The sequence below is a fragment of the Flavobacterium sp. 28YEA47A genome (assembly GCF_041262125.1).
GTDB lineage: Bacteria > Bacteroidota > Bacteroidia > Flavobacteriales > Flavobacteriaceae > Flavobacterium.
Window position 1 is genome coordinate 1 of sequence record NZ_JBGCCI010000018.1, and the last position, 7,303, is coordinate 7,303.

At 41.8% G+C, this 7,303-nt stretch carries 1 protein-coding gene; it reads left to right on the forward strand.

Annotated features, from left to right (window positions below):
• Nucleotides 1–764: 764 nt before the first annotated feature.
• The coding region (locus ABH942_RS16550; RefSeq protein ID WP_370033940.1) for a choice-of-anchor J domain-containing protein at nt 765–7,303 on the forward strand (6,539 nt) is incomplete at its 3' end.

Below are 7,303 nucleotides of genomic sequence, written 5' to 3' on the forward strand. Positions count from 1 at the left end.
CGTTCGGAGTTTAAGATTATAAAGAGATAAGACACGGTTCTTACCTATTAAAGAATATAGTAACCTGACAGCTGGTCTTTTTAAGGCCGGCTGTTTTGTTTTTAGTCCTCTTCGATACAAGAGAATAGTTTTTATCTTACTATAAATACTTTTCTTTTTAGTTTTAAATCTATGAAATATGATGAACAATTGTAAGTTGGCTTATTAATTCTCAGATCTAAAAATCATGAGATTCTGATTTGAATGTGAATAAAGAAACGTCTGATTAATGGCATAGAATTTTTAACAATTCGTTTAAAAAGAGTAAAAATCAATAAAATGTAAGTGTTTTGACGATTTGGAATGTCTCTGGGATAGGGTAATTATTAAATTCTAATAACTTAATTGATAATAATAACAAATGTTATATTTTTCTGTGTATTAATTAAGAAAAGTGAAAAAAGTATATTAAAATTAAACACTATTAAAGGAAAAGTTTAAAACTGTAAAGAAAAATCTATCCGGTTAAGTTTGTTTTATTTTTAGTTGTAATTTACTGATTTAAAGTATTTTAAACTGCTTTTTAGCCTTTCAAATTTCGGTAAATAGTAAAGACATTCTTAAGAAAAGGTTAACAGTAGTTCCTATTTTTATGACGAAACACTAACTGAAAAATGTAATGACTCATGAGAAAAGAATTACCATCTACTTCGATAATAAGCCGGCTTTTGCCAAATAGCTTTTGTCGATTCTCAACAATTCAAGACATACTAATAAATAGGAGTATGAGGAAGAGAATTGTTGTCCCTCTGTTTTTATTTTTTATTTCCATTGGTGCTCAGGCACAATTGGCTTTACAAACATTTGAAAGCGGCATACCATCTTCATGGCCATCTTTTACAAGCGGTGTCGGGACACAAACCTGGGGAATTTCTTCTGACAGCTACAGAGGAACCAGTGCGGCTTTTTTGAACCCGAGTGCAGAAAATATCGGTGCCGGCAATACCGCACAGTATTTTTTGGCAACACAGTTTCTGATGCCAGAAAATGGGGAAATTCGTTTTTATTCAAAACAGGCGACTAATGCCAATAACGGGGCTATCTACCAGATCAGGCTGTCAACAGCGAGTCTGACAGACCCGGCTGGATATACCGTAATATTAAAGTCGTGGACAGAAGCTGACCTTAATATAGGTTCGCAGACGGAATACGAAGAAAAGATAGTTGCCATCCCTTCAAATATCCAGGTTGGGCTGAACGTCAATATTGCGTTTGTGGTTGTCAATACCCAGACCGGTGCAACGCCAAGCGGCGATGCCTGGTTTATAGACAACGTCAGGGTTATAGAATCCTGCCAGAAAGTCAACCAGGCTGATTTTTCTGCTAGCAATATAACAGTCAGCGGTGCCAATCTAGCCTGGACACATCCAACGGCTACTGATTTTCAGATCCAGGTCGTAACGCAAGGAACGGCACCTGGAGCTACAGGCACTAACGTTCAGAACTCTTATCCGGCAGGATCGCTTGATGCAGATACTGCTTATGATGTATATATTAAGACGGTATGTGACGCTGATACGGCAAGCGAATGGGCAGGGCCATTTCCTTTTAGAACGAAAAAATTTGGATTGTCATGCGATTCTCCAATCGTAATTCCTTTTAGTACTACGGCAACTTATGCCCTTTCTAGCAATCTTAATCTTTTTGGAGACAACCCAGTGAGCTATACGACTCAGGGAACAGGATGCCTTCCGGCTATTGTTACAGACAATTACCTTAATGGAGCAAAAGCCTTTTTCTCCTACACGCCTACGCAAAGCGGATTGATTAATATAAAGCAGATGACTCTTGATGGTGGACCGGGATGTTTTGGCAATAGTGAGAGTGGTGTATTTGTGTATGAAAATTGTGCCAATGTAGGCGTAAGCTGTATTGCAGGATTAAATACGACAGCTGTGAATGTGCCAAAATACATATCTAATTTATATGTAGAAGCCGGACATACGTATATTATTGTAATCTCAACAATATTTGATTCGAATACAAGCGTATGCTTTAATTTTGAGCTGAATTTTTCTACTTGTGCACCACCAGCTGCATTTACTTTGAGTGATATTACCACAACCAGTATTACGGTTTCCTGGGATAATGTTGCCAATCTGGTAAACTCATGGGAATATGCAGTACAGCCTGCAGATGCGGGTGTTCCAACAGGTTCCGTAACAGCTACCAATACTAATGTTGGAAACCTTATAAATTCAGGAATAGCAGCAGGAGGGACTTATGATTTGTATGTACGCTCTGTATGCGGAGGTATACCAGGTAATTGGAGCATACCATACCGATTTGCAACCCAATGTCTGTTTAATACACCCTATAGTGATTCATTTGATGGAGTTTACCCAAATAACCCTGTTCCATGCTGGATTCCGATTGACATCAATAATGATGGTTTCAAATGGGGTGCAGGATATAATAGTATAGGAATAAGACCAGGAAACAATCAGACCAATAATAATGATATGATGGTTTCGCCTATCATCAATTTGGGAACGACTCCTAAAAGGCTCAAATTTAAGTATAACACTCAGGGAGGTCCTGTACGTTTTTCAGTAGTACTATCTACTACAGGAATAGCGCCAGCTGATTTTACCACAACACTATTGCCATCTCAGTTAATTGATACAGATGGTGATACACGGGAAAAAATTATCAACATACCTACATCAATAACAGGAAATATAAACTTTGCATTCTATATACAGCCTGACGCAGGCGAATCTGCCTATTTATTTGATATAGACGATGTGGTAGTGGAAGATAAACCGGTATGTCCGGATCCGCTAGATCTTGCTGCGAACAATATTACTACTTCGCAGGCACAGTTGTCATGGACAGCAGGCGATGCCGAATCGCAATGGCAGATTGTAGTACAACCTAAGAATACAGGTATTCCTACAGGAGACGGAACACTTATCAATACGGCTCAATATACGGCAGATCAGCTTACCCATGCTACCCAATACGAATATTACGTAAGAGCCTATTGTTCTTCTACGCAACAGAGCAACTGGGTAGGACCATTCTATTTTACAACCCTTTGTGCTGTGTTTGAGACACCTTTTTACGAGAGTTTCAACGATTCAGATGTCAATAACCACAGGTCATGCTGGAGCATTACTGATGCTAATAGTGATGGTGCTACATGGCGTCTGGATGATACATGGGCGGCAATTCAAGGAAATGCATTTTGGGGAACACCTGATTATGATGACTGGCTCATTTCTCCGGCTATCAATGTGGTAGGTACCAAGGCTCTGAAATTTAAGTACAGAGCAGCTTTGAGTCCTTTTTTCCCAAATCCTAGATTTGGAGTAGAGGTATTGATGTCTACTACAGATACAGACCCGGCAAGCTTTAGCGTTGTCATGCCGCTGATGAATTTTACCAATACTGATTATATTGAAAAAACAGTCTATATCAATGCTAACGGACCAGTATACATAGCCTTCAGGGTACCGCCATCCTTCTCAATAGTGGGCGGTACGTCTGTACTAAATCTTGATGATGTAAAAATTGAAGATGCACCGGCCTGTCCGGCACCATCTGATTTGCATGCTGCCAATATTACGCAAACCGCAGCCATACTATCTTGGACCAAAGGTTTACAGGAAACCCAGTGGCAGGTAGTGGTACAGAATGCGGGTTCAGGAATCCCTACCGGAACCGGACAATTGACAAGCAACAACACGGCTTATGCAGCAGGATCGTTACAGCCTAATACGCAATATGAATATTATGTAAGGGCTTATTGCAGTACTTCGGAACAGAGCCAATGGGTGGGTCCATTTAAGTTTACCACATTATGTAACGTCTTTACGACACCATTTGTAGAAACATTCAACCCGGGATCGGTATCAGAAGAATGCTGGAGAGTTGTTAACGGTAACAGCGATACTTTTTCATGGAACCTGCATAATACGCTAAATCCATACGAAGGAGAGCATGCAGCAATGATATTCACGGGATCTAACGGTAATAATGACGACTGGTTAATCTCACCAACAGTAACAGTTAGACCTGGCCAACGCCTGCGTTATTACTACAGAGTGCTGTGGGGCGGAGATTTTAGAGAAGACCTTGAGGTAAAATTATCAACCAATGGAATTGATACGAGCCAATTCTCAACCATGTTATATGAAATAGAAGCTACGGATGAACCGCCACTTAACAATTCGGAATGGAAGGAAAAAGTAATCAACCTTCCGGCTGGTGTTACCGGCGATATCAACATTGCATGGCATATCCCGCAAAAAGACCCTGCTCCATGGGGTTTCAGAGGTCAGCTATTAGTAATAGACAAGGTAGTCATTGAAGATATACCAGCATGTGCTGTTCCTAACAATCTTGCAGTAAGCGATATTATCGATACGGGTGCTAAAATTTCATGGGATGCCAACGGTACAGAAACTTCATGGGACGTATACGTACAGCCTGCTGAATTGCCGGCTCCTGTTGGAGATGGCGATGCGCAATATAGACATAATACAACAACGAATCCGTATACTGTGACAGGTCTTATACCTGCCATACGATATGAATATTATGTACGAGCAGTATGTAGTGCTTCACAAGATAGCGAATGGGTAGGTCCATTTGAATTTGTTACAAGATGTAGTTTTGAAAACCTATGTGAATATACCATTACCCTAAGTAGCGGTAATTCAGGAACTCCTCCAGGAGGAATAAACCTGGTTCAAAATGGCGTTATAGTCCAGAATATGGGATTCCCATCTGGACCATGGGGCGAAATCCCTGCTCCGGTAGACTTTACGGTATTCTTATGTACGGGAGTAGAATTCTCATTAGTAAATGGTGGAGGAGGTAGAGATTCGCAGTTTACTGAGGCCCGCATACAAATCAAGGATGCCTCAGGAAATGAGGTTTGGACAGGAACTATAGGTCAGGATTACTCAAGATTATACACGGGAGTTGCAATCTGTGGTCCGGTTAGTTGTCCGCAGCCAACTAACCTTGTGGTTAGCCCTACAGGAGTGCTTTCCTGGACAGCAGGCGGCAGTGAAACCCAATGGGAAGTATTCGTACAGCCAATGGATAACAACACATTGCCACAATTAGGAACGCTTGTAACAACAGCTTCCTATACGCCACAGGCTTCTGATTTTGCAGATCTGAAAGCAGGAACTTATGAGTTCTTTGTAAGGGCAGTCTGCGGAACTAATGATAAAAGCTACTGGTCAGGTCCTCGTAAATTTGTAAGAAATGATGATGCTTCCAAAGCAGTCGTTATTCCTGTAAATGCAGGCGCTACTTGTGAGCAATCGGCTACCAGGGCAAGTTTTATAGGAGCAACGGCTTCAACTGAAGCTATGGCCTGTACAGGAGTTAACAATGGAGACATCTGGTTTGAATTTGTGGCCACATCAAAAGTGCATGTACTGGAATTGGGCAACTTCTCAGGAAAGGGAAGTTATCAGCAAGGATATACGCCAGATGTAGTTGCTCCAGCCATTACCTTGACGTTATACAAAGTTAACGGTTCAGCCTTAGAGCAATTGGCATGTACCTATAACAATGCGATCGTAATGTCGTATATGGCAGAAGTAGAACCTGGTGCTACCTATAAGGTAAGGATGACTATGAACGATAGTGCACCTAACATCTGTACATTCGATGTGTGTATCACTACGCCTCAGGATCTTTGCAAATTAGATATTGTGAATGGCAGTTTTGAAAGACCGGAAGCTGATTTTGGAATGGGTAACTTCTATCCACAGAACATAATTCCGGGATGGAGAACCAATGCCATAGAAGATACGACATCTTCGCTTTATAACCTATTCTTCTTTGGTAATGCAACAGGAATAGATGGTTACATGCCTTACGAAGGAGGACAAGTTATTCAGGTTCTTTCTCCTGATTCAGGGTCTACTACACCTGATAATGTAAGGGGAACCTACCAGGATCTTGACAGTTCAGAGATAACTCAATTTAAATACAGCTATGCTCATGCAACCAGAGGTAATGGTGATTCTTTAGAGTTATTTGCAGGACCGCCTTCAGGACCGTTCGTATTGCTTGAAGATCATCCGGGTACTCTTTTATGGAATTTCTATGAAGGAACTTATAATGTACCAGCTGGACAGACTGTAACTCGTTTTGTTTTCAGGTCGAAAGACAATGCCATCGGTAATCTTTTGGATGCTGTATCTATTACAGCTAATGTAGATATACAAACAGTACCTCGTACACTTCAATGTCAGGAGCGATCGATTACGGTAGCAGCTGAAGGTGTTGGAGCATGGGTTGCTGACGAAAACAACCCGGCAGAAACGGTTATTGAAAATCCAAATAACAAATCAACTGCGATTTCAGGATTTGGTACATCAGGTAACTATACCTTCCACTGGAAGACAAGATATTGCGATAAGACCATAACATTTGTTTACAATGGACTTGATGATGTGCCAACAGTTATTACTCCGGTAGAGTACTGTCGTGGTGCAGTTGCACAGCCGTTAACAGCTACACCAACAGGAAGCAACTCTTTAAAATGGTATACGCAAGAAACAGGCGGTACAGGAACAACAACGGCTCCAACTCCGGTAACAACCACTGTAGGATCAACAACATATTATGTAAGCAATGTTGATGTTAACGGTTGTGAAGGACCTAGAACCGCAATAACAGTAACAATTAATGAAAGAGCCCAGGCTGAAGTAGGATTCCAATACAACAGTACAACTTATTGTAAGCAAGGTACGAATCCGGTAATCACAAAAAATCCAGGTTTTGCAACAGGCGGAACTTTTGTGGCTACGCCAAGCGGACTTGGAATCAATACGACAACAGGAGAAATTAATTTAAGTACCAGTGCAGCAGGAACCTATAGTGTGAAGTATAGTATAGGAGCTGTTGGATGTACAGACGGTGGAGAACATACCGTTTCGATCACGATCAATGCGGGCACCGCGCCAACTGTAGGCTTTACCTACGACACTCCGGTATGCCAGAGCAATGCGAACCTGCTTCCGAACCTTGCCGCAGGCTTTACAACGGGAGGCCGTTTCAGCGGACCGTCCGGATTATCGGTCAACACGGCCACTGGAGAGATCTCGGTTTCACAGAGCGCTCCTGGAACCTACCAGGTCAGCTATACGGTAGACGAGAACACCGCGACGTGCAGCCTTGGCGGCAACGGCAGCTTTACGGTTACCATCTCAGCAGGCCTTGAGGCATCAATTGCCAAGGAATGCAGCAACCAGAGCCTATGGCTCAAGGCTACGCCTTCGGACGCGGCCAG